The following is a 23,164-nucleotide window of genomic DNA, read 5'->3' on the forward strand; positions in this document are numbered from 1 at the left end:
CGATGGCAACGGTTGAGACGAAGTTTCACCAAGCGCAAAAAACCCTTAGAGCCGCATAAGGCTCTAAGGGTTTTTTGCTTACTTCAGCCATTCTGTATGGAAAACGCCTTCCTTATCAACGCGTTCGTACGTGTGGGCGCCGAAGTAGTCGCGCTGCGCTTGGATCAAGTTGGCCGGCAGCACCGCCGTGCGGTAGCTGTCATAGTAGGCGAGGGCGCTGGCGAATCCTGGCGCCGGAATGCCGCGCATCGCCGCGGTGGCGACGATTTCGCGGAGCGCGTCTTGATAGCTTTCGACGATGTTTTTGAAGTACGGATCCAAGAGCAAGTTCGGCAGCGCCGGATCGCGGTCGTACGCCTCTTTAATTTTTTGCAAAAATTGCGCGCGGATGATGCAGCCGCCGCGGAAAATCATGGCGATGTCGCCGTAGCGCAAGTTCCAGTTGTATTCCTCAGACGCCGCTTTCATTTGCGCAAACCCTTGGGCGTACGAGCAAATTTTGCTCATATAAAGCGCGCGGCGCACCGCTTCGATGAAGTGGGCGCGGTCGCCTTCAAACGGCTTCACCGCCGGGCCTGCCAGCACTTTGCTTGCTTTCACGCGCTCGTCTTTCATCGCCGAGATGAAGCGGGCGAATACCGACTCGGTGATGATCGGCAGCGGCACGCCTAAATCGAGCGCGTTTTGGCTCGTCCATTTGCCCGTTCCTTTTTGCCCGGCTTTGTCCAAAATGACATCAACAAGCGGCTTCCCTGTTTCTTCATCGATCTTCGTGAAAATATCAGCGGTGATTTCGATTAAGTAGCTGTTCAATTCGCCTTTGTTCCAGTCGGCGAACACTTCGTGCAGCTCAGCGGCGTCCATGCCAAGCACGTGTTTGAGCAGGAAGTACGCTTCGGCGATCAGCTGCATATCGCCGTATTCGATGCCGTTATGCACCATTTTCACGTAATGGCCGGCGCCGTCCGGGCCGATGTACGTCGTGCACGGCTCGCCGTCAACTTTGGCGGCGATGGCTTCAAAAATCGGGCGCACGAGCTCATGCGCTTCTTTTTGTCCCCCTGGCATGATCGACGGGCCTTTCAGCGCCCCTTCCTCACCGCCGGACACACCCGTGCCGATAAAGTGAATGCCGAGTTCAGCGAGCTCTTTGTTGCGGCGCTGCGTATCCTTAAAATACGTGTTGCCGCCGTCAATGACAATATCGCCTTTTTCCAGATGCGGCTTCAGCTGTTCGATCGTCGCGTCCGTCGGCGCTCCCGCTTTCACCATCAGCAAAATTTTCCGCGGTTTTTCCAAGGCGTTGACGAATTCTTCGATGCTGTATGTACCGACAATGTTTTTTCCTTTCGCTTCTTGCAAAAACTCATCCGTTTTTTCGCGCGAACGGTTGTACACCGCCACCGAATAGCCTTTGCTTTCGATGTTGAGCGCCAAGTTTTTCCCCATGACCGCCAGTCCGATGACGCCGATTTGCTGTTTTGCCATCTTTCAACGTCCCTTTCTGTTTTGATTGTTCATCAAAGAACATATCATAGTTTACGGATCGGCTGCAAGTTTTCTAAATCGATTTATGGATGCGCGCGCAAAAAGGCTGATCAGCCGTGAGAATGGGGGCGAAAGCGCGGAAGTTGCTAAAAATCCAATCGCATTGCACCCAGCCAATCAGAAAGAGCAGCCTTGCCCCGCATACAATCGGAGCCGTTCGGGAAACGCCGCCCGCGGACATTGGCAGAGCGGCTCTACACCGTCCTATGGAATCTCAAAAAGACCACCCAACATCAACGGATGAACCGGCCGACCATGGACGTTTGTTTGCTCGCTAATCCGGGCAGCCCCCTTCCCTCTCATCGAGGGAGGGGCTGAATGCCCCTCGTGCTCAATACCCCCCGTAATGCGGGAACCCATACGGCGAAAACGGGTAATGGCCATAAGGCATCCCGTATGGGAAATGGGGGTAGCCGTCATATCCCCCGTGCCAATGATGATGGTGGTAGCCATACGGATAGTGGCCGTAGCCGCCATAGTACGGCGGATAAAAGCCGTCCATATACGGACCGAACGGTCGAACCATGGAATGCGCCTCCTCTTCATCGGGTGAAGTTCATTTCCATGGTTAGGATATGCGTGGAAAACAAAACGGTATAGGCAAACACCTATGAGACCGGTGATTGACTCGTAGATGCGGCGTTGCCATCTCATTTTTCAACGAGAAAAACTTTGTTGCAGCGGTCCTGCCCTCATTGATGAAGGGAATTAGCGGTTTTTCACCAACCTTCTATACCACTTCATCCGATTGAACAGCAGCGATTTGTTCTCGGATCTCTTCCGCTTCTTCCAAATGGTTGAACAACACGCGCGGATCGAGCACCGTCAACAATCGATCCGGCAGCGTTGCCATCCCGACAAGATACGGCGTCCGTTCCGCGGACATCAATTGAAGCGGCTGAATCGCCTCAGGCTCAATATCAGCTATTTCCTTCGCCTCATCGACGATCAGCGCCACTGACAAACCATCAACCGCCGCGACGACAAGGCGCGTCTGGTCCGTTTCTTCGATGGCCCGGCCGTACAGGAGCTTGCGCATATCAAGCACCGGCACGAGCTCGCCGCGGATGCGCACGACACCCGCCATATAGTCCGGCATATGCGGCACCGCGGTCGGCGCCGTCATTTTTTCAATGGAGACGACATACGCGATCGAAACGGCGTACTGTTCCCGCTCGACGCGAAAGACCACATATTTGTCCATTCCCCCGCCACCTCTCTCAATGATTGACATCGTGTCTGCTTTTTTTATCGGCCGATTCCAGCTGAATGTTCAGCGGATTTCGGCACCCAAAGAAAAAAAGGGCATCCGTCTTCGGGATGCTCACTCGGCATTGGCGACTTCTTTGATGATGGCGACGACCATTTCCGTCAGTTTGACCAACTCCTCAATCGGCATCCGCTCGTTCGTCGTATGGATTTCTTCATAGCCGACAGCGAGGTTGACGGTCGGAATGCCGAAGCCGGCAATGACGTTGGCGTCGCTGCCGCCGCCGCTTCGCTGCAGCTCGCACGGCCGGCCGATGTTCGCCGCCGCCCGTTTGGCGACCTCGACGACATGATCGCCGTCGCTGAATTTGAAGCCCGGGTACATCACGTCGACCTCGACCTCGGCGCGGCCGCCCATTTCCGCAGCAACCGTTTCAAACGCCTCTTTCATCTTTGCCACTTGGGCTTCCATTTTTTCTGGGACGAGCGAGCGGGCTTCCGCTAAAATATCGACGCGATCGCAGACGATGTTCGTTTGCGTGCCGCCCTCAAAGCGGCCGATGTTCGCCGTCGTCTCCTCATCGATGCGGCCGAGCGGCATTTTCGCGATCGCTTTGGCTGCGATCGTAATGGCGGACACCCCGCGCTCGGGAGCCACACCGGCATGGGCGGTTTTGCCGTGCACGACGACTTTCAGCTTCGCCTGCGTCGGCGCGGCGACGACGATGTTGCCGACTTTGCCGTCGCTGTCCAACGCATAGCCGTATTTCGCTTTGAGCAGCGATGGATTGAGCGCCTTCGCCCCGACGAGCCCTGACTCTTCCCCGACCGTGATGACGAATTGAATCAAGCCGTGGGGGATATGCTGCTCTTTCAACACCCGAATCGCCTCCAACATCGCCGCCAAGCCGGCTTTGTCATCGGCGCCTAAAATCGTCGTTCCGTCGGTGACGACATAGCCATCGCGAATCGACGGTTTTACCCCTTTGCCGGGCACGACCGTATCCATATGGGAGGTGAAGTAAATCGGGTCGACCCCGTCTTTCGTGGCCGCCAGCGTGCAAATCAAGTTGCCGGCGCCATGCCCTGTTTTCGCGGCCGCATCGTCTTCGATCACCTCGAGGCCGAGCGCTGCAAACTTTTGTTTCAGCACCTGGGCGATCTCACCTTCATGCTTCGTTTCTGAATCGATTTGCACGAGCTCCAAAAACTCGTCGACAAGACGCTGTTCATTGACCATAAACTTTCTTCCTCCTGTTTATGTATTCCACCTCAAGTATATCGAAAGTTTCCACTCAACGCCAACCGGACAGCGGAACGATCGGCAGGCAAGGCGCTGACAGACGCGTCGGAAAAGTTCTAACGCAAGTTTCAACGCTGACAGACAGGCAATGGAAAGAGCTTGATGGACGCGAATCGGTTTGCCAAAATAGAGGCCAACCGACAAAACGGGGCCGTTTGACCCCGTTTTTACAGCGGAATATTGCCATGCTTTTTCTTCGGCCGCTCTTCATGCTTATGGCGAAGCATCTCGAGCGCTTGGATGAGCTTAATTCTCGTGTCGCGCGGGTCGATGACGTCATCGATCATCCCGTATTTGGCGGCGACGTACGGGTTGGCGAATTTCTCGCGGTATTCGGCAATTTTTTGCGCCCGCGTTTCTTCCGGATTCGGGCTGTTTTCAATTTCGCTCGCGAAAATGATGTTCGCCGCCCCTTGCGGCCCCATGACGGCCACTTCGGCGTTCGGCCACGCATAGACGACATCGGCGCCGATCGATTTGCTGTTTAAAGCGACGTAGGCGCCGCCGTACGCTTTCCGCAAAATGACGGTGATTTTCGGCACCGTCGCTTCCGAGTAGGCGTACAAAATTTTCGCCCCATGGCGGATGATGCCGCCGTGCTCCTGCTTGACGCCCGGGAAAAAGCCGGTGACGTCCTCAAACGTAATGATCGGGATGTTGAACGAATCGCAAAAACGGATAAAGCGCGCCGCCTTGTCGGACGAATCGATGTCAAGGCCGCCAGCCATAAATTTCGGCTGGTTGCACACAAGCCCCACCACTTCGCCTTTAATGCGGGCAAAGCCGATCACGATGTTTTTCGCAAAATCTTTTTGCACTTCCATAAAGGAACCGTCATCAACGACGTGGGCGATCACGTGGCGCACATCGTACGGGCGGACGGCGTCAATCGGCACGACGTCGGCCAAATCGGGCCGGTAGTCGTCCCCATCCGGAATCGGGCCAAACGGCGGCTTTTCGTGATTGTTTGACGGCAAATAGCCAAGCAGCCGCCGCACTTCGGCGAGCGCCTCCTCTTCATTCGCCGCCGCAAAGTGGGCGTTGCCGCTGATCGTGTTGTGCACGCGGGCGCCGCCTAAATCTTCGGCGCTGATTTTCTCCCCGGTCACCGCTTCAATCACTTTCGGACCGGTGATGAACATCTGGCTCGTTTTTTCCACCATGAACACAAAATCGGTGATGGCCGGCGAATAGACGGCTCCACCGGCGCACGGCCCCATGATGACGGAAATTTGCGGAATAACCCCGGAGTAAATGGCGTTGCGGTAAAAAATGTGCCCGTACCCGTCCAGCGACAAGACCCCTTCTTGAATGCGGGCGCCGCCCGAATCGTTCAAGCCGATGACCGGCGCCCCGGTTTTTGCCGCCAAATCCATGATGTTGGCAATTTTTTTCGCGTGCATTTCCCCAAGCGCCCCGCCGAAGACGGTGAAATCTTGCGAAAAGACAAACACCGTGCGGCCGTTGATTTTCCCGTAGCCGGTGACGACCCCATCGCCCGGCCCCTTTTTTTCTCCGAGGCCAAAATCAGTGCAACGGTGCTCGATGAACGGATTGAGTTCGACAAACGTTCCTTCGTCCAAAAGCAAGTCAATCCGCTCGCGCGCGGTCAGCTTCCCTTTCGCGTGCTGCTGTTCGATTTTCGCGTCGCCGCCGCCCAGTTCAATCTCGCGGCGGCGGTCATACAGTTCGTTGATTTTGTCATACATGTCGCTCATTGGTGTCCCTCCGTTTGGTTCGTTCGCTCGCAAAGTTCATACAACACACCGCCGGTCGATTTTGGATGCATGAAGGCGACGAGCGCCCCGCCGGCGCCGCGTTTCGGCGTTTCTTGAATCATGCGGATGCCGTGCTCCTTCAGCTCGCGGATGCGCTCGGTGATGTCCTCGACGCCAAGCGCCACGTGATGGATCCCTTCGCCGCGCTTTTCGATAAATTTCGCCACCGCGCTCTCTGGCGACAGCGGCTCAAGCAGCTCCAGTTTCGCCTCTCCGGCCTGCAAAAACGCTACTTTCACCTGCTCCGACTCGACTTCCTCGATACCGAGAAACGGCAGGCCGAGCACCTCCGTATAAAACGGAAGCGCTTTCTCAATCGAACGGACAGCGATGCCGATATGATCGACTTTTTTCACACGCATGGTCGTCATCCCCTTTGCGGCAAAATGATCAGGCCAACGTCTTACTATTCGCCGTTTCGACAAAAAATCCTGCTTTTTGTTTTTCCTTGTCCGCCCTGCCGTTTGCCGTTACAATAAACGTAGAACAGCGGACGGAAGGAGGACGGACCGTTGTCGCGCAAAACGCAAAAATTTATTGTCTATTTGATGCTCGCTTGCATGCTGCTGACGACGCTCCTTGCCGGCATCAGCATGTGGTTTTAGCTTCATTACCACCTGTTGAAACAGCTAGGGCGCAGGTGTTTCGTGGCGCCGACGAAAGCCGCCTTCGGAACGAAAAGAAACGGAAACGCCCTAACCTTTTCCCCGAGGTGGGAGCACTCTTTGCGCCTAGACGTCAAACACCGCAAGCTCCAAAAAGGGAGCTTGCGGTGTTCATCGAACCGCGCCGTATCGTTTCGCAATGGCGGAAAACGGCTCATGGCTGCGGAGAATGAGCACGCGGGCGCCGATCGGCACTCGTTCGTACAAATGCTCGACATCGCGGTTGTGCATGCGCACGCACCCTTGCGAAACGTAGCTGCCAATCGAGGCCGGGTTGTTTGTTCCATGAACGCCGTAAATGCGCCCGTCCGTCCCGCGCGCGTTAAAGCCGATCCATCTCGTGCCGAGCGGATTGTTCGGCGCTCCGCCCGGGATGCCTTTTTTCCGATAATACGGGTTTTCCGCCTTCACCGTGACGGTAAACAGCCCTTCCGGCGTCAGTTCAGCATTCACCCCCGTCGCCACCGGATAAACGGCCTCAATCCGGCCGTCGCGGACGAGCGCAAGTTTGTTGATCGCTTTGTTCACGATCACAAGCGGCTTCGTCTCCGCCCCCGTCCGAAACGGCGTCCCCACCAGCACAGCAAGCAACAAACCTACCAGCAACGATCTACGCATATCAGTCACCCTTTGCGGCGTTTGGCTTTAGTGTGTGCCAACAAAGGCGGGGGTATGCGCCGCCTTTCGGTCAACCAAGCGACGGCCACCGCCGTTTTTCCGGTTCATTTTTCGGACGGAACTCACTTTTAATCAGCAAATATCGCTCCAATTCGCGCACCAAATGAAACAGCGCCGCCCGCTCCTCAAACTGTTCGCGCGTCGTTGGCAGCGGCATTTCCTTAAATTCCTCGCGCATCGCCGAGAGACGCCGCAAAAACCGATCAGCTGTATTTCCCGGGTGAATGGCATCGCTTAGTTCGTCGATAAAATCAGCGATCATCATCCGCTGCTCAACCGTGTACGTCAGCGACGTCACCAGCGGAAGCATATGCTCGATGATTTCCAGCTGCCGCTCGCGCATCCGGAAGTAGCGGACGTACTCGTCTTCGTTCCGCCATAGCTGGTTGTCGGCGTGGCGCATCGCGAGCGTTTTCGCCCGCTCAAGCATCTCCGCGGCAAGCGACAGCTCCTTCCCGTCCCAATCGAGCTCATTCGTGCGCAAATAGCGCACGATTTCTTTTAAAATGATGCGAAACAAATCCTCGACAATGTGCTGGTACTCTTTGAGCTGCTTCTCGGCGCTCGGCATGTACATGTTGACGATGAGCGCCACCCCGATGCCGACAGCGACCAGCAGCAGCTCATTGACGACCCATTCCCATGTGATCTCCTTGGCCGCATACAAATGCAAAATGATCACCGAACTGGTCGCAATGCCTTCGTTGACTTTCAGCCGAACCGTCACCGGAATAAACACTAACAGCAGCAGCCCGATCGTCCACGGATGGTAGCCGAAGACGGCAAAAAACAACGCCGCAAACCCGATCGCGACAACACACGCCGCCAAACGGGCCCGCGCGGTCTCAAGCGACCGCTTTTTCGTCACTTGAACGCACAAAATGACGATAATGCCGGCAGAAGCGAAGTTGTGAAGGCCGATCAACTGAGCGATGGCGATCGCCAGCGCCGTACCGACCGCCGTTTTCAACGTCCGATAGCCGATTTTCATCGCGCGTCTCCTTTGCCAATGGTTGCCGACTTCATTGTACCGATGACGGCGCTTTCGATGCAACTGAAAAACGGACAGCGCGCTTGCCCTAAGGCCGCCGGACACAAAAAAAACGGCCGCTCGCTCATGCAGGGCAAGCCGCCTAGGCTCACGACGGAGATTTCTCATAAATCGTTTTCCCGTCGCGCTCGATTTGGCGCTTGATGGCTTCGTTCAGCGCGTCGAAAAAGAGCACATCACACGAATAAATGCCGACAATCTCGTCAATGTCATCTTCGATTTTCCACTTTTGCTTGCCGATGTAATCGATGCACAAGTCAATGTCGGAATTGTAGCGAGCCGTGCCGCGAGCCGAACAAGATGACTTTTTGAATATCTTCCTCGCCGGCGAAATACGCCATCAGCCGCGCAAACACGGTCGGGCTAATTCCGTAGCTCACGGTCGATCACTTCTTCTTTGATGTTTTGCAGCAGCGCTTCGATTTCGTGGACATATTCATTCATCTGAAATCAAACATGCTCACTTCAGAAAACAGTGAACAGACTAAATCACTTCTAACGATATTTGATGCAACATATCGAGATCTTGCGTCTGATAAGACGGAAGGAACTCGCCGTAGACACTTATATTTACTTTGCGCTGAGGAAAAGCCTCAAAATGAATCGATTCAATTCTCGCCATATAACGCCCGTTGTTTTGAATAAGGTTAAACATAAACTCGCTATAGAAAGCAGGAATATATCCTAGCTTGCATCCTTTATCTGTTAACACTTCTACTGCTTTAGAATCTTGCCTATTCTCCGGCTCTAATCGAAAATGTACCTCATCCCCCACTTTAAGATATTGAATCACTCGATCTCCCTCGTAATATCTCCAACCCGCGACATAAAAATCAAAATCGAAATGATTTCCCGATACATAAATAGGCGCTACAAATTCATAAGAATCTGTCGCAAGTTTACCACCGGTAGCCCGTAACAAATCCATATCTGTACAATCACGCGGCAAACCGTATGTCCGCAAAATTTCTAAAAAATCCGGACGGCGCCGGTCAGGCAAACGTCGCTCGAAAGGCCCGAACAATCTGTTAGAAACATATTTTCTTCCCATATCCCGAAATGCTAAATGAGGCTGATAACCGTTTTCTAATGCTTCGAATAATCCTCTTCTTTTCCTGCTTTGTTCGTAATAAAATACGTACTTATCTCCATCATGCAGTAAATTTCCAATATGATATCGCTGCCGGGTACATTCATTTTGCCAAATTAACCACAGCACAAACGGGCGGACCATTTATTTCACCTCCATATACCAATTTACGAGCCATTCTTTTCGATACTGTAATAATTTTAATACCCATTCTTTGTAAACTTTACTCATGACATTTTCCGAAATACCATCTAAAATGGTTATGATTTGTTGCTTATTCATCTGACTGATATGATAAATTACTTTCTTTACCTCTTTTGGATATAATTCGTAAATAAAACTTAGCAATTCTTTATATTTAGGCTTCTTTTTATGGGGAAGTCCGATTAAAGAAAAACTTCGATTTGTAAAAGCCTCAAACATTCTCGGGTCCTGAAACATTTTTAGAATACGTTCTTCCTGCAATTGATACCCTAGTGACGTTCCATTATCATATATAGGTGCAAGCTTGTAACCATTGTGGTGAACAATAACCCCCCAGTTATCACAGTGACGATCTTGATTTGCAATTAATGCGTCAAATATAGGAATTTGGACAAACTCTTTTTCAAGGTGAAATTCAGACAACACCTTTATTATATTAAGAAAATGATAATGTTTTAGATTGTAGCGATCAAAGTCTTCCGCAATTGTAAAGAATAAATCGCCGCCTTCATAAAATTCTTCATCATCAAAAACAAAATTTTCAGACAAAACACCTACTATTCCATCGTAAACGGCTAAATCGGCCTCCATCATATTTAACCCTATCCGTTGACCGATTTTTGATGCGACAACTTCTGCCCACGCCTCTCCGGTATTTTCCTTAGGAATTTTAAATAAATACCGACGTTTATTATCTGGATTAATCAACCAGAACTTCTCTCTTGTCCCAGAGGCTTGTCGTTCCTCATCTTTTTTCCAATGGCTAACATCATGTAAATCCATAATAATTATCCTTTTTTGAGTTTTTGATAGAACCATGAAAAAAAGTTGATCACAAGAGAAACTTGCTGAATCATTATACCATATGCGCTGCCTGTTTGCCTTTATCCAATCTCCTTAAAACACATATTATCACAAACAATAATGGTCATGCAAAAACCCGAAGCCCCCTCTCCAGCTTCGGGTGTTTCCATTCACACTTCCTCACAATATTCGTCAAACAGCGCTTGCAGCTTTTGCACGACCGCCACCGGTTCGTGCCCTTCGATGTCGTGGCGGTGGAGCATGGCGCACAATTTCCCGTCTTTTAGCAGAGCGAACGACGGCGAGGACGGCGGCTCGCCGACAAAATACTCGCGCGCGCGGGCCGTTGCTTCTTTGTCTTGGCCGGCAAAGACGGTCACTAAATGATCCGGACGCTTGTCGTAGTGGACGGCGTGGGCCGCTGCGGGACGGGCAATGCCGCCGGCGCAGCCGCACACGGAGTTGATGAGGACAAGCGTTGTGCCTGGACGGCGAAACGCGGCATCGACGTCTTCCGGCGTGCGCAGCTCTGCAAATCCGGCTTCGACCGCTTCGCGCCGCGCTTGTTCGACGATGTCGCTATAGAGCGGAAATTGAAATTGGAACAATCGTGACACCTCCTTCGCTTTCCCTTTATCATATCATAGTTCACTGTCTCGCTTCCGCTCATACGCCTCGATCAGCTCTTTGACGGCGGCGGTGACCGGCTTGGCGCCGGAAATGACGCTGTTTTCGAGCATCGGGAGCTTTTCTTTCACGATCGGGTCGGCGAAAAAGCGCGTTTCGATATATTCTTTGATCATGGCGTGCATCCAGTCTTTTTGCTGCTGGCGGCGGCGGTCGAAAAAGATGCCGGATCGCTTCGTCGTCGCGACGAACGTTTCGATGACGCGCCACATGTCGGCGATCCCTTCGCCCAGCAGCGCCGAGCACGTGTACGCTTTCGTCTCCCAGCCGGGCGTGGCCGGGCGCAGGTAATGGAGAAACTGGTTGTATTCTTTTTGCGCCGCTTTCGCTTTTTCTTTATTATCGCCGTCCGCCTTGTTGATGACGATGGCGTCGACAAGCTCCATGATGCCGCGCTTCATCCCTTGCAGCTCGTCGCCGGCGCCGGTTAACGCCAACAGGAGGAAAAAGTCGACCATCCCGCGGACGACAAACTCGCTTTGCCCGACGCCGACCGTCTCGACGAGAATGATGTCATAGCCGGCCGCTTCGCACAGCATCATCGTCTCGCGCGTTTTCCGGTGCACGCCGCCAAGCGCCCCGCCGGAGGGCGACGGACGGATGAACGCAAGCGGATGTCGGGCGAGCGTCTCCATCCGCGTTTTGTCGCCGAGGATGCTGCCGCCGGTCAACGAGCTCGTCGGATCGACGGCCAAGACGGCGACCCGGTGCCCTTGTTCGCACAAAAACGTCCCGAACGCTTCAATGAACGTGCTTTTCCCCGCCCCCGGCACCCCGGTGATGCCGATGCGGATCGAGCGGCCGACGTGCGGAAGGAGGGCATGAAGCACGTGCTGGGCAAGATCGATATGACGAGCCGCATTGCTTTCGACCAACGTAATCGCCTGCGCCAACATCGTGCGATCGCCGGCGAGCACCCCTTGGACGTACTCGTCCACCGACCGCTCTTTCCGCCTCACGATCCGCTTTGGCGCCGGCGGGCGTTCGGCGTGCACGTAGGATGACGCGCTCTCGCCGTCCGCCCATTCCGGGCGGCGCGGCGGCCCATCCGAAGCCGCGCTTGGGCCGTCTGTCTGTTCCCATCGTTTCTCTTCGCCGTTCATTCGCTCACGTCCTCATAGCCGAGCCGGGCGTAAATTTCATCGAGCACTTTGTCCGCCGCTTCCGGAATGACCGTGCCTGGCCCGAAGATGGCGGCGGCGCCGTGTTCATACAAGAACGCGTAATCTTGTGGCGGGATGACGCCGCCGACGATGACTAAAATATCGTCGCGGCCGAGTTTTTCGAGCTCCGCAACAAGCTGCGGCACGAGCGTCTTATGTCCGCCGGCGAGCGAGCTGATGCCAACCGCGTGCACGTCGTTTTCGACCGCCTGACGCGCCGTTTCTTCCGGCGTTTGGAAGAGCGGACCGATATCGACGTCAAACCCTAAATCGGCAAACGCGGTCGCGATCACTTTCGCCCCGCGGTCATGGCCGTCCTGCCCCATTTTCGCAATCAAGATGCGCGGACGGCGCCCTTCGAGTTCGGCGAATTGCTCCACCCGTCGCTTCACCCGTTCGAGCTGCGCTTCGTTTTTGTATTCCGAACTGTAGACGCCGCTGATCGAGCGAATGGCGGCGCGATGGCGTTTCGCCACTTTTTCGATCGCATACGAAATTTCCCCGAGGGTGGCGCGGACGCGCGCGGCTTGGACGGCGAGCTCAAGCAAGTTCCCTTCGCCCGTTTCCGCCGCTTTCGTAATCGCCTCTAGCGCCGCTTCGACCTGCTCGTTGTCGCGCGTCGCCTTCAGCTCGTTCAGCCGCTCGATTTGCCGCTTTCGCACGGCGGTGTTGTCGACTTCTAAAATGTCGATCGGCTCTTCTTTTTCCGGACGGTATTTGTTCACGCCGATGATCGTTTCCGCCCCTGAATCGATGCGCGCTTGGCGGCGGGCTGCCGCTTCTTCAATGCGCATTTTCGGGATGCCGGTTTCAATGGCTTTTGCCATCCCGCCTAAGCTTTCGATTTCTTCAATATGCGCCCACGCCCGCTTCATCAGTTCATTCGTCAACGTCTCGACGTAATACGAACCGGCCCACGGGTCGATCGTCCGGCAAATGCCCGTTTCTTCCTGCAAGTACAGCTGCGTATTGCGGGCGATGCGCGCCGAGAAATCGGTCGGCAAGGCAATCGCCTCATCGAGCGCGTTCGTATGGAGCGACTGCGTATGCCCCATCGCCGCCGCGTGCGCTTCGATGAGCGTGCGCACGACGTTGTTGAACGGATCTTGCTCGGTCAAGCTCCAGCCTGACGTTTGCGAATGCGTCCGTAATGCGAGCGATTTCGGATTTTTCGGGTTGAACGTTTTCATCATTTTCGCCCACATGAGGCGTGCGGCGCGCAGTTTCGCCACTTCCATAAAGTAGTTCATGCCAATCGCCCAGAAAAACGACAGCCTCGGAGCGAACGAGTCGATGTCAATGCCCGCCTTCAAGCCGGTGCGCACGTACTCAAGCCCGTCCGCGAGCGTATACGCCAGCTCCAAATCAGCCGGCGCCCCGGCTTCTTGCATATGGTAGCCGGAAATGCTGATGCTGTTGAATTTCGGCATGTATTTGGCCGTATAAGCGAAAATGTCGGCGATGATGCGCATCGACATCTCCGGCGGGTAAATGTACGTGTTGCGCACCATATATTCTTTCAAAATATCGTTTTGGATCGTGCCCGACAGTTTGTCTTGCGTCACTCCTTGCTCTTCGGCGGTGACGATGTAAAACGCCATGATCGGGAGCACCGCCCCGTTCATCGTCATCGACACCGACATTTGGTCGAGCGGGATGCCGTCAAACAAAATTTTCATATCGAGCACCGAATCGATGGCGACCCCTGCTTTGCCGACGTCGCCGACGACGCGCGGATGGTCGGAGTCATAGCCGCGGTGCGTCGCCAGGTCAAAGGCGACCGACAGCCCTTTTTGCCCCATCGCCAAGTTGCGCCGGTAAAACGCGTTGCTTTCCTCCGCCGTCGAAAAACCGGCGTATTGGCGGATCGTCCACGGCCGCACGACATACATCGTCGGGTACGGTCCGCGCAAGTACGGCGGCAGCCCGGGCAAGTAATCAAGAAAATCGAGCCCATCGATGTCATTTTTTGTATAAAGCGGCTTCACGGCAATGTGTTCGTTCGTCTGAAACAACAGCTCATCGATCGACGCTTGCACGCGCCGCTCCACCGCGTCTCTCCACTGTTTTTCTTCCACATCGGCCGCCGCCGCGGAAAGCGGCATCTTGGTAAAATCAACGTCCTTCGCCATCCAACGCCACCCCTCTTTCCGTGAAAAACGCCACGATCACATCGTACGCGTTCGAACCGAGATGGATCGCCCCATCCACGCCCGCTTCCGCGTACGTGTTCTCGAGCTCTTCCGGCGGTTTTCCGGCGACATACAGCTTCGCGTTCGGCTTGGCTTGCTTGAACGCCGCGGCCAACGCCGGAACGAACCCCGGGTAGTCGTCATCCGCGCCGCACACGATATAATGCGTCCCGTTCGTGTTCCGCACCCATTCGACCGCTTCCTCGACCGAGGCAAAGCCGTCGCTTCGCTCAGCCGCCACCCCGCCGGCCGCAAACAGCCCGGCGATGAAATCGGCGCGCGCCTGATGGCGGACAAGCGGCCCGATATTGATCAAGTGAACGGAAAGCCGGCTTCCCGTGCGCTCCGCATGCTCCTCGGCCGCCTTCCGCAGCTGCTCAAACGGCTCAGCCAAACGCCATGCGCGAATCGGCGCGATGGCCGCCGCCTCGTTCCCATCGGCGAGCGCCGCGGCCATTTCCCGAGCGGTTGCTCGACGGCGGGCCGCGCGAATCAGCGTTTCCATCCACTTTCCGCTGACAAGCGTGCGGCGAATGTCGGCCACCCGCTGTTCATCCAACGACAGCACCATGTTCACTGCGGCTTGCTTCGGCTTTTCGATCGGCGTTTCCTCCAAATTGGCGTACACGTTCGTGCCGACGATTTTTTCTTTCCGCTGTTTGACGCGCTCAAGCCGCCGCTTGGCAATCGCCTCCACTTCCGACTGCACGAAGCTGTCTTGAAGCGCTTGTTTCATGCCGCCTTTTTCCTCCACCTGCTGGAACAGCTTCCACGCTGCTTCGGCCAGGTTTGCCGTCAATGTCTCCACATAATACGAGCCGCCCGCCGGATCGATGACTTGGGCGAGATGCGCCTCTTCAAGCAAAATGAGCTGCGTGTTGCGGGCGATGCGCCGCGAAAACGCATCAGCGAGCCCGATCGCTTCGTCAAACGGCGACACATGCACGCCATCGGCGCCGCCGACAACGGCCGCAAACGCTTCCGCTCCGGCACGAAGCATGTTCACATACGGATCGTACACCGTTTTTGTAAAGGGTGACGTGCGCACATGCAGTTCGATGCGCCGTGATGATTCGCTGCCGCCAAACGCTTCGATCACTTGCGCAAACAACCGCCGCGCCGCCCGCAGCTTGGCGATTTCCATGAAAAAGTCGGCTCCGACGGCCAGCGACACTTGCATCCTTGTCGCGATGTCATCAATCGTCAAGCCCCGATCCAGCCCGGCGCGGATGTACTCGACGGCCGCCGCCAACGAAAACGCGAGCTCCTGCACGGCGTTCGCCCCGCCGTTATGGTACGGCTCGCCGCGCACGAAAATCGTGCGAACGGCCGGCATTTGTTCCATCGCCCACTTCGTCACTTCCGCCATTTCATCATCCAGCCGCTCAAGCGAACACGGGAGCGTCCCCTGTTCCGTCCAAGCGCCGAGCGGATCCATGCCGATCGCGCCGCGCACGCTCGAGAGCAAGACGCCTCGTTCCTTGAAATAAGCGGCCAAAAGCGCCAAAAACGGAAGCGACCGCGCCCCGGCGTCCACACGGAACGAATAGCGGTCAAGCGGCACGCCATCCAACATCGCGGCCACATCCTCCACCGACTCGACGGCAAACGGCAGCCGCCCGAGAGCGAAATGGATTTCTGTCTGTCCCCGCGCTAAGTCATGCTTCACCGCCTCGTTCCAGTCGGACGGGCTTGCCGCCGAAATCTCTTGGCTCACCTTCCACGGCTCGCCCCGATACCCTTCCGGCCGCGCCCCGCGCACGTACTGACCAAAACCCGGATACTGCTCCAGCGGGCCGAGCGCCTCTACATCGCGGCGCGTATAAAGCGGCTTCACCGCTATGTTTTCGTACGTCATCGTCACCAACCGCTCGAGCGGCCTGCCTTTCAGCGACCGTTCCGCTTCTTGCTCCCACTCCTCCATCGGCGGAGCCGGAAACGCCGCTTCCTTCATCTTCGCGACATCGCTCATTCCCCATCCCCCTTTGCGTCTTCTGCCAAAAAAGAAACCGCTTTCGTTTTTTCGCCTGAAAACGAGCCGCACCCGATGGCGCCTCACGCCAACCGAATGAAGCCGCGCTTTGGTGGGAAAAAACGGGTTCTATGTTTATTGTAGTACATCGGCCGCGTTTGGGCAATGAACAAAACACCTTGTTCCTGGCTGTTGGCAAAGGGGAGCTGCGCACCAAATCGCGAAGGTGCGCTTTTGTTTCCGACCACATGATTCAACCGAAGAGTCGTTCCCTGAACGTTCCCATCATCCGCCGATGCCGCGTTCGTTGCGCTAAGCCGTCCAATGAATGCGACATCGGCTGGACTGGGAAAAAACGGCTGCTTCGCTTCATCAATGGGAGAATGAGCGAAAAGCAGGGCCGATGGAACAAGGTTTTTCTCATTGAGAAATAACATTGTAAATCCGTATCCACGAGTAAATCACCAGCCTTCTAGGAGGCTGGTGATTTCGTGCAAAATGCTACTGATTCCATCCATTTCTCAATTAGAGAAACTTTGCAGAACCAGCTTTCTTTTTTGAATGAAAATGCCGCCGATTGGTGTGCGACAGCGGTTTTTCACCAACCTTCTAGACAACATACTGCCTAGCGAAGATGTCAATGGCCATTTGTTCATTCGAAAATGTTTCGCAAATCGATGAACAAATCCTCCCATCCATGAACGGGAATGGTGTCGTCACGGCTGTACACTCCGCGAAGTTCGAACTTCCCTGTTTTCTCACGCAAATACACTTCCACGACTTGATTCGCTGGGTCAACGATCCAATATTCCTTCACCCCAGCCCGCTCGTACGCGATCCGTTTGTCCATCCGGTCGATTTTGGCCGTAGCGGGAGACAAGATCTCGATGACCAAATCTGGAGCACCGACAATGCGGTTTTTTTGAATTTTGTTTTTGTCACAGATGACCACAAGATCGGGACATACCCAATTTCGGACGTTTTCATCCATCCATCCCTTGCGATGATCTTCAAAAAGGTACACATCGATCGGGGCGGCCAACACGCGACAATCCTTCCCTCTGAAATACATTCCGAATTCGATCGAAAGCTGGTGCGAAATCGATTGGTGTTCCGGTGTGGGCGACGGCGCCATGCTGATGATATTCCCGTCCAACACCTCGCACCGTTTTCCTTCCGGCCATGTCGCATACTCTTTGTAGGTCATCGGGGCCTGTTCCTTTTCCCTTGAACCCATTTCCTCCACCTGCCTCCGAATTTTTATATTGATGATACACCATCCGTTCCTTTGTCTTGAACGTATGTTTCTTCCCCTTCCCTAACGAGCGGCAGGCGGACAGATACCGTCGTTCCGCGGCCGAGGTCGCTGTCGAACTGAATGGCGCCGCCATGAAGGGCGACGATTTGCTTGACGATGGCCAGCCCTAAGCCGGTGCCGCCTTCTTTGCGGGTGCGGGCGCGGTCGACGCGGAAAAAGCGCTGGCCAAGAAGCGGGAGCTGGTCTTTCGGGATGCCTTTTCCCGTGTCTTCGATCACGAGTTCTCCTTCTGCTTCCGACAGGCGGGAAAGCCGCACCGTCACCGCGCCGCCTTCCGGAGTATAGCGGATGGCGTTGTCAAGCAAGTTGCGCACGACTTGTTCGAGCCGATCGGCGTCGCCGTTGACGATGACGTCATAGTCCAACTCGCATGACAGTTTGATCCGCTTTTGCGCGGCGATCGGTTCGTACATGGCGATGACATCTTCAATCACTTGGGCGAACGCCACGGGTGCGCGCTCGAGCGGCACGCTTTGCCCTTCAAGGCGCGCCAAATCGAGCAAATCGCCAACAAGCCGCTCCATCCGTTCCGTTTCGCGGTGGATGAGGCGAAGATACGCCTTTTCTTCTTCCTTCGTCTTCGCAAAACCAGCGAGAAGCGCTTCGCTGTACCCTTTCATATAGCTGAGCGGCGTGCGCAATTCATGCGAGACGTTCGCTAAAAACTCGCGCTTTTGCTCGTCTTCTTTGGCAATGGCGTCGGCCATTTGGTTGAACGCCTTCGCCAAGCGGCCGATTTCATCATCACTCCGCACGGGGATGCCCGCTTCGTAGCGCCCTTCCGCCATGCGCTCAGCAGCCCGTTCCATCGCCTGCAACGGCTCGACCAGTTGCCGCACCATCCGTCGGCCGACAACCAAAAGCGCGGCGGCGAATACGGCGGCCAACGGCCAAAACGCGGCGGCTGCCTGTTTCGTTGCTGCTTGGACGTCGGCGAGCGGCATATACAAATAAATCGCTCCCATAAGCCGCTTGTCATCAAGAAGCGGAACGGCGACCGCCATCACGCGGCGGCCAAACCGCTTTTCGTAGCCGGTTTTGACAACCGGCTTCCCGGCTAGCAGCGTTTCCCGGTCGCGGCCGCTGACTAACGCGTCATAGTGGACCGGAAACGGAAAACAGGCGCTCAGTTCGCGCGGGTTGTCGATCAATAGGATGGTGGCCGTCGATTTTTCATCATACCATTCGATTTGCCGGCGGTATTCCCGAGCGATCGCCCCGCCCCGATAGTCGCGGGCGAGGCTCGTCCCTTCCGCGATCAACGTCCGCTCGACTTCTTTCATGTACACCGTTCGGTAAAAATAATTCAAAAGGCCAAAGGAAAACGCCAGCGTCACCACGACCGCGGCGCCGATCGCCAGCCATACTTTTTGTCCTAAGCGGAGCCGTTTCATTTCTCATCCCTCAAATTTGTAGCCGATGCCCCAGACGGTTTGGATGTGGCGGCCGGCGTCTTTCATCTTCATGCGCAATGTTTTCACATGAGTGTCAACGGTGCGGGCGTTTCCGGTGTAATCATACCCCCACACATGGACGAGCAAGTCATCGCGGCTGAACGCTTGCCCGCGGTGTTTCGCCAAAAACAGCAACAGCTCAAACTCTTTCAACGTCAATTTCACCGGTTCGCCGCCAACGGTCACGGTTCGTCCTTTTTCGTCAATAACGAGGTCGCCAAACTGCAACCGCCCATCGTTCTCGCGCCCGCGCCGCACCCGGCGCAGCACCGCCTCGAGACGGGCGATGAGCTCTCCCGGGCTGAACGGTTTGACGATGTAATCATCGCCGCCTAGCTTGAACCCTTTCACTTTATCCCATTCTTCGCCGAGCGCAGTCAAAAACAAAATCGGCACGTCCGACTGCTCGCGGATGCGGGCGCAGACGGCGAATCCGTCCTGTTTGGGCATCATAATGTCCAATAGTACGGCATCGACCGAATGTTGGGAAAGCAGCGCCAGCGCCTCCTCCCCGTCTTCCGCTTCCAAGCAGCGAAAGCCGGCGTTTTCTAAATACATACTGACCAATAGACGCATTTCTTCTTCATCATCGACGATCAAAACGGTTCGTTCGCTCATGTTCGTCCCTCCCGAATGAGCAGCTGCAGCGGACCGTCGCCCGTCTTCCAGCGGGCGAGCGGCCGCAGCGTCGCTTCATCGACCACGATCATTTCATCGCTGTCATAGCTCGCGATATACAAACGACCTCCTGCCGCTTCCATGGCAAACGGGTTGGCGCCGACCGAGACAGAGTCAAGCCGCTTCCCACTTGGCAAAACCCGATAAACCGTGTTCGAGCCATGGCATAGCACAAACACGCCGCGATCCGTTTCAACAAAATCGACCGGCATGACCGGCGCGGCGATCGTCCGAAGCAAGCGGCCGTCTTGCAGCGAGTAAACATGAATATTCGTTTCCACACGGCTTCCGCTGCCGTGCCCGCCGACCCACAGCTCCCCTTGCTTCTCGCGCACCACTCCGCCTAAAGCGAACTTCGGCACGGCAAACGAACGGATGACGCGGCGGCGGTCCACATCGATGATCCACGCCCGTTCGTCTTGAAAATCGATCACATACAACCTCGTTCCAGCGCGATTGACAAGCAACGTCATCGGAGAGCGTCCGACCGAAAGGCGGGCGATCTCTTCCCCGTCCCGGCTCACAACGCGCACCGCGTGATGTTTGCTGTCGCCAAAAAACCACGTGCGGCCATCCGGGGATGGAACCGCGCTGACGATGCCGCTCCCCGTTTTCCACTCGGCGAGCGGCTTCCCAGTCGCAAGGTCGTACCGGTAAACGCCGTCAAGATCCCGCCCGTACAAAAGCAGCGTCCGGCCGTCCGGGCTCAACGCCCCACCTTGAAACGGTTCGTTGATGTTCCAACGGGCGACCTGGCCGCCATGTTTCGCGTTCAAAAAGGTGACCGTTCCCCCTTTGACATCGAGGCTGATGACAACGGAAAGCGAATCAGCCACCGGGGGAAACGACGGATGGGCACAGCCGCTTAGCAGAAAGAAGTAACCTAACAGCATCCACACGCTCGCTCGTTTCATCTCGTTTTTCTCCTCCGCCCGTTCGTTTCTGCCCTCATTATACCTCACATTTGTGAAAGAAGTTTGAAATCGCGCCATGTAAAAACCCCCACCGCCTAATCGACGGCGATGGGGAAGCGTTAAAAAGAAGAAAAACAGGGAAATATGGTTTCGTTCCTTCAAAAGGGATGAAACGGAACGGAAGAGTTCGCTCAATGAGTACAAGACCGATTGTTTGAACGCCAGGCGGGATCCAAAAGCATGAAAGAAGGGATCATCGGCAATATTTTGTTTGCAAAGGAAATAACAATCCCCCACTTCCACCAGCATTCGCCGATAAGTGGAGGCGGTCCCATCTTTTTTGTACAGAAGGATGATTGAAGATTAATGTGCCCCTAAAAACCCGTACATATATAGAAAGACAAAGAGAAAGGTTAATAAAGCCCCGATCATTGTTTGATTATGTGTGCTTTCATTTCTGTGCAAATTCTTTAAAAAGCTCGCCAAATTTAAAAACCATAAAACACCTATTATCGGTAAAATAAGCAAGTATATATTGCATTCAAAACACTCCTTTTAAATCGCTTTAAAATGGTGTTTATTGTAAATAAAAAAATCAAAAGGATTTTCAAATTACACTTGACAAAGAAAGAGGATTTTGGTATTTTTTCATTTCATGATTCTCTTTGAAGTACATCTTTTGCTGAAGAACTGTTTAATCAAAGTTTTTTTGAATTAGTTTTTCTTTTTCAGAGAGTAAATTTTCCAATTGCATCTCTAATTCTTCAGATGGATTTAAACTTAAACGGCTAATAACTTCGGCTATTTTTGTTTCTAATAAAAGCAACCTTTCGTTTCTTTCTTGATCCTTTATTTCTGTTATTTTTCTTTGTTGGTGTTCTTTATATTCCTTGTAATTACCATTAAACAATTCAATCTTTCCATTACGTATCGATAAAATTCGTGTAGCTACTTTATTAATAAATCTACGGTCATGAGAAGCAAAGATTACGCTGCCTTCATAATTCGTTAGAAGCGTTTCCAAAGCTTCAATAGCTTGTGCATCAAGGAAATTCGTTGGTTCATCTAAAACTAACATATTAACATCACTTAAAATAATCTTCGCCAATGCTGCTTTTACTCGTTCTCCCCCGCTGAGAATTTCAACGGGTTTATAAATATCCTCACCAAAAAAATGCATTCTAGCAAGGACAGTTCGAATAAAAGTCTCGTTATGACTCGAAGTGGACCAAACGTTCTGTAGTATTGTTTTTTTATCATCTAGAATATTTAAATCTTGACTAAAATAACCAATTTTTATAGAAGGTGAAAATTTGACGTTCGGATCTTTATTTATAATTTTTTTTATTAGAGTTGTTTTCCCGCTTCCATTTGGCCCAATAATCGCCAACTTATCTCCCACACGTATTTGAAAGCTTATTTTATTCCATAAAATACGTTCTCCTACAATACCAGATAAGTCTTCAACACGTAAAATTGGTTTGTTGCGAGGAAGTTCTGCGCTTTTTAACTCCATTTTAATGGGAGGAAGTTCTTTTTCTTTTTCCACTGCTTCCAATCGTTCAATCCGTTTTTGAATCGATTTAATATTTAACATTAACTTTTTTTGAATGCTGGCGTAGTGTGTTTTTACACCGGGGACTCTCGCTTCTGAATTAGAAATATTTTTTGGCTTCTTTGTCGCTCTTTGAGCTCTATGCCTCAGATCGATGATCGCCCTTTCCAACTGCTTCTTTTTCTCCATATATTTTTTATATTCCAATTGATTATGGAGCTTCTTTTTTTCTTTTTGTTCTTTATAATTGGTATAATTGCCAATGTACTCGATTACCTTACAATCATCTATTTCCCATATGGTTGTGCAAAGAGAGTCTAGAAAATCACGATCATGAGAAACAATAACAAATGCCCCCTTCCATTCGCTTAATATTTTTTCCAACCATTCAATGTGATCTGTATCAAGGTTTGTGGTTGGTTCATCAGCAAGCAATAAAGAAGGATGTCTATATAAAACTTGTTGAAGATATTCCTTTGTCACTTCACCACCGCTCTTTGTAGTACCCGCTTGTTGTTTTATCTGTGGTATCAGTTCAATTTTTGCGTACCGAGTCACTTCCCCATTATTTGGATTGATCTTTCCAGCTATTATGTTCAATAAAGTCGTTTTTCCACATCCATTTGGACCAATTAATCCGATTTTATCATGATCATGGATTTGTAAATTATTCACATCAAATAACAAGCGGTCTCTTACATAATGTTTTATATGATTGATTTCTAATAAAATCATATCAACACTCCTTAGGAGAGATCACAGGATGTATAATTTTATTAAATTATCATAATAACTCGAAATGAACTGAGAAGGAAATACAAAAAATGAAAGAATATTACCAAAAGGCGCGAATACAAGAAAATTATTACTGTAGATGAGCAAATTATCTAACATAAATTGA

At 53.2% G+C, this 23,164-nt stretch carries 21 protein-coding genes and 1 pseudogene; 1 reads left to right on the forward strand and 21 read right to left on the reverse strand.

Annotated features, from left to right (window positions below; all coding sequences use genetic code 11):
* Positions 1 to 78: 78 nt before the first annotated feature.
* From gndA to mce, 6 genes are all read right to left on the reverse strand, one after another.
* Complete coding sequence (gene gndA / locus ACTVIM_RS11270) at positions 79 to 1,488, reverse strand: NADP-dependent phosphogluconate dehydrogenase (RefSeq protein ID WP_445612652.1); 1,410 nt, start codon at positions 1,486 to 1,488, stop codon at positions 79 to 81.
* Positions 1,489 to 1,879: 391 nt separating this feature from the next.
* Positions 1,880 to 2,074 carry a hypothetical protein gene (locus tag ACTVIM_RS11275; protein ID WP_033023570.1) on the reverse strand — a complete coding sequence of 65 codons (195 nt, stop codon included), beginning with the start codon at positions 2,072 to 2,074 and terminating at the stop codon, positions 1,880 to 1,882.
* Positions 2,075 to 2,278: 204 nt separating this feature from the next.
* A complete protein-coding gene (locus ACTVIM_RS11280) occupies positions 2,279 to 2,752 on the reverse strand; it encodes a chemotaxis protein CheW (protein WP_033023571.1) in 474 nt (157 codons plus the stop codon).
* A 120-nt stretch (positions 2,753 to 2,872) separates the two neighbouring features.
* A complete protein-coding gene (locus ACTVIM_RS11285; protein ID WP_033023573.1) occupies positions 2,873 to 3,997 on the reverse strand; it encodes a tripeptidase T in 1,125 nt (374 codons plus the stop codon).
* Between the two features lie 230 nt (positions 3,998 to 4,227).
* Positions 4,228 to 5,778: an acyl-CoA carboxylase subunit beta gene (locus ACTVIM_RS11290; protein ID WP_445612653.1), complete on the reverse strand. Its 1,551-nt coding sequence runs from the start codon at positions 5,776 to 5,778 to the stop codon at positions 4,228 to 4,230.
* The gene (gene mce, locus ACTVIM_RS11295; RefSeq protein WP_445612654.1) at positions 5,775 to 6,200 is read right to left on the reverse strand and encodes a methylmalonyl-CoA epimerase; all 426 of its coding nucleotides are present in this window, start codon (positions 6,198 to 6,200) and stop codon (positions 5,775 to 5,777) included. The genes ACTVIM_RS11290 and mce overlap by 4 nt, the downstream gene beginning before the upstream one ends.
* A 150-nt stretch (positions 6,201 to 6,350) precedes the next feature.
* Here mce and prli42 point away from each other — a divergent pair, with 150 nt between their 5' ends.
* Positions 6,351 to 6,443 (forward strand): stressosome-associated protein Prli42, encoded by a 93-nt coding sequence (gene prli42 / locus ACTVIM_RS11300; RefSeq protein WP_153017164.1) that lies wholly within the window; start codon positions 6,351 to 6,353, stop codon positions 6,441 to 6,443.
* Between the two features lie 171 nt (positions 6,444 to 6,614).
* Here the strand turns inward: prli42 and ACTVIM_RS11305 are convergent, their stop codons facing one another.
* The 15 genes and pseudogenes from ACTVIM_RS11305 to ACTVIM_RS11375 form a co-directional block, all read right to left on the reverse strand.
* Positions 6,615 to 7,121 (reverse strand): L,D-transpeptidase, encoded by a 507-nt coding sequence (locus ACTVIM_RS11305; RefSeq protein ID WP_061912598.1) that lies wholly within the window; start codon positions 7,119 to 7,121, stop codon positions 6,615 to 6,617.
* 70 nt (positions 7,122 to 7,191) lie between these two features.
* On the reverse strand, positions 7,192 to 8,172 hold the full coding sequence (locus ACTVIM_RS11310) for an aromatic acid exporter family protein (protein WP_445614351.1): 981 nt from the start codon (positions 8,170 to 8,172) through the stop codon (positions 7,192 to 7,194).
* Between the two features lie 148 nt (positions 8,173 to 8,320).
* Positions 8,321 to 8,573: pseudogene (locus tag ACTVIM_RS11315) on the reverse strand (nucleotidyltransferase family protein).
* Between the two features lie 143 nt (positions 8,574 to 8,716).
* Positions 8,717 to 9,466, reverse strand: coding sequence for an HIRAN domain-containing protein (locus tag ACTVIM_RS11320; protein ID WP_445612655.1), 750 nt, complete (start codon positions 9,464 to 9,466; stop codon positions 8,717 to 8,719).
* A complete protein-coding gene (locus ACTVIM_RS11325) occupies positions 9,467 to 10,309 on the reverse strand; it encodes a HipA domain-containing protein (protein ID WP_445612656.1) in 843 nt (280 codons plus the stop codon).
* Positions 10,310 to 10,500: 191 nt separating this feature from the next.
* A complete protein-coding gene (locus tag ACTVIM_RS11330; RefSeq protein WP_144975310.1) occupies positions 10,501 to 10,938 on the reverse strand; it encodes a BrxA/BrxB family bacilliredoxin in 438 nt (145 codons plus the stop codon).
* Between the two features lie 33 nt (positions 10,939 to 10,971).
* Positions 10,972 to 12,120 carry a methylmalonyl Co-A mutase-associated GTPase MeaB gene (gene meaB / locus ACTVIM_RS11335; protein WP_445612657.1) on the reverse strand — a complete coding sequence of 383 codons (1,149 nt, stop codon included), beginning with the start codon at positions 12,118 to 12,120 and terminating at the stop codon, positions 10,972 to 10,974.
* The gene (scpA, locus tag ACTVIM_RS11340) at positions 12,117 to 14,312 is read right to left on the reverse strand and encodes a methylmalonyl-CoA mutase (protein WP_445612658.1); all 2,196 of its coding nucleotides are present in this window, start codon (positions 14,310 to 14,312) and stop codon (positions 12,117 to 12,119) included. Before scpA ends, meaB begins: the two co-directional genes overlap by 4 nt.
* Complete coding sequence (locus tag ACTVIM_RS11345; protein WP_445612659.1) at positions 14,296 to 16,344, reverse strand: methylmalonyl-CoA mutase family protein; 2,049 nt, start codon at positions 16,342 to 16,344, stop codon at positions 14,296 to 14,298. The genes scpA and ACTVIM_RS11345 overlap by 17 nt, the downstream gene beginning before the upstream one ends.
* An 83-nt stretch (positions 16,345 to 16,427) precedes the next feature.
* A complete protein-coding gene (locus ACTVIM_RS11350; protein WP_445612660.1) occupies positions 16,428 to 16,781 on the reverse strand; it encodes a hypothetical protein in 354 nt (117 codons plus the stop codon).
* Positions 16,782 to 16,996: 215 nt separating this feature from the next.
* Complete coding sequence (locus tag ACTVIM_RS11355) at positions 16,997 to 17,581, reverse strand: Uma2 family endonuclease (RefSeq protein ID WP_445612661.1); 585 nt, start codon at positions 17,579 to 17,581, stop codon at positions 16,997 to 16,999.
* 23 nt (positions 17,582 to 17,604) lie between these two features.
* Positions 17,605 to 19,056, reverse strand: coding sequence for a sensor histidine kinase (locus tag ACTVIM_RS11360; RefSeq protein WP_445612662.1), 1,452 nt, complete (start codon positions 19,054 to 19,056; stop codon positions 17,605 to 17,607).
* Between the two features lie 3 nt (positions 19,057 to 19,059).
* Positions 19,060 to 19,734 (reverse strand): response regulator transcription factor, encoded by a 675-nt coding sequence (locus tag ACTVIM_RS11365; RefSeq protein WP_168368764.1) that lies wholly within the window; start codon positions 19,732 to 19,734, stop codon positions 19,060 to 19,062.
* A complete protein-coding gene (locus ACTVIM_RS11370) occupies positions 19,731 to 20,708 on the reverse strand; it encodes a YncE family protein (protein WP_445612663.1) in 978 nt (325 codons plus the stop codon). The genes ACTVIM_RS11365 and ACTVIM_RS11370 overlap by 4 nt, the downstream gene beginning before the upstream one ends.
* A gap of 694 nt (positions 20,709 to 21,402) precedes the next feature.
* Positions 21,403 to 22,998 (reverse strand): Vga family ABC-F type ribosomal protection protein, encoded by a 1,596-nt coding sequence (locus ACTVIM_RS11375; protein WP_033844149.1) that lies wholly within the window; start codon positions 22,996 to 22,998, stop codon positions 21,403 to 21,405.
* Positions 22,999 to 23,164 lie beyond the last annotated feature (166 nt).

Source organism: Geobacillus sp. YF-1 (genome assembly GCF_052692335.1).

Coding starts and splice junctions, on each gene's coding strand:
- gndA (WP_445612652.1), bottom strand. CDS start 1,488: ATGGCAAAACAGCAAATCGGCGTCATCGGACTGGCGGTCATGGGGAAA.
- ACTVIM_RS11275 (WP_033023570.1), bottom strand. CDS start 2,074: ATGGTTCGACCGTTCGGTCCGTATATGGACGGCTTTTATCCGCCGTAC.
- ACTVIM_RS11280 (WP_033023571.1), bottom strand. CDS start 2,752: ATGGACAAATATGTGGTCTTTCGCGTCGAGCGGGAACAGTACGCCGTT.
- ACTVIM_RS11285 (WP_033023573.1), bottom strand. CDS start 3,997: ATGGTCAATGAACAGCGTCTTGTCGACGAGTTTTTGGAGCTCGTGCAA.
- ACTVIM_RS11290 (WP_445612653.1), bottom strand. CDS start 5,778: ATGAGCGACATGTATGACAAAATCAACGAACTGTATGACCGCCGCCGC.
- mce (WP_445612654.1), bottom strand. CDS start 6,200: ATGCGTGTGAAAAAAGTCGATCATATCGGCATCGCTGTCCGTTCGATT.
- ACTVIM_RS11305 (WP_061912598.1), bottom strand. CDS start 7,121: ATGCGTAGATCGTTGCTGGTAGGTTTGTTGCTTGCTGTGCTGGTGGGG.
- ACTVIM_RS11310 (WP_445614351.1), bottom strand. CDS start 8,172: ATGAAAATCGGCTATCGGACGTTGAAAACGGCGGTCGGTACGGCGCTG.
- ACTVIM_RS11320 (WP_445612655.1), bottom strand. CDS start 9,466: ATGGTCCGCCCGTTTGTGCTGTGGTTAATTTGGCAAAATGAATGTACC.
- ACTVIM_RS11325 (WP_445612656.1), bottom strand. CDS start 10,309: ATGGATTTACATGATGTTAGCCATTGGAAAAAAGATGAGGAACGACAA.
- meaB (WP_445612657.1), bottom strand. CDS start 12,120: ATGAACGGCGAAGAGAAACGATGGGAACAGACAGACGGCCCAAGCGCG.
- scpA (WP_445612658.1), bottom strand. CDS start 14,312: ATGGCGAAGGACGTTGATTTTACCAAGATGCCGCTTTCCGCGGCGGCG.
- ACTVIM_RS11345 (WP_445612659.1), bottom strand. CDS start 16,344: ATGAGCGATGTCGCGAAGATGAAGGAAGCGGCGTTTCCGGCTCCGCCG.
- ACTVIM_RS11350 (WP_445612660.1), bottom strand. CDS start 16,781: ATGTTATTTCTCAATGAGAAAAACCTTGTTCCATCGGCCCTGCTTTTC.
- ACTVIM_RS11355 (WP_445612661.1), bottom strand. CDS start 17,581: ATGGGTTCAAGGGAAAAGGAACAGGCCCCGATGACCTACAAAGAGTAT.
- ACTVIM_RS11360 (WP_445612662.1), bottom strand. CDS start 19,056: ATGAAACGGCTCCGCTTAGGACAAAAAGTATGGCTGGCGATCGGCGCC.
- ACTVIM_RS11365 (WP_168368764.1), bottom strand. CDS start 19,734: ATGAGCGAACGAACCGTTTTGATCGTCGATGATGAAGAAGAAATGCGT.
- ACTVIM_RS11370 (WP_445612663.1), bottom strand. CDS start 20,708: ATGAAACGAGCGAGCGTGTGGATGCTGTTAGGTTACTTCTTTCTGCTA.
- ACTVIM_RS11375 (WP_033844149.1), bottom strand. CDS start 22,998: ATGATTTTATTAGAAATCAATCATATAAAACATTATGTAAGAGACCGC.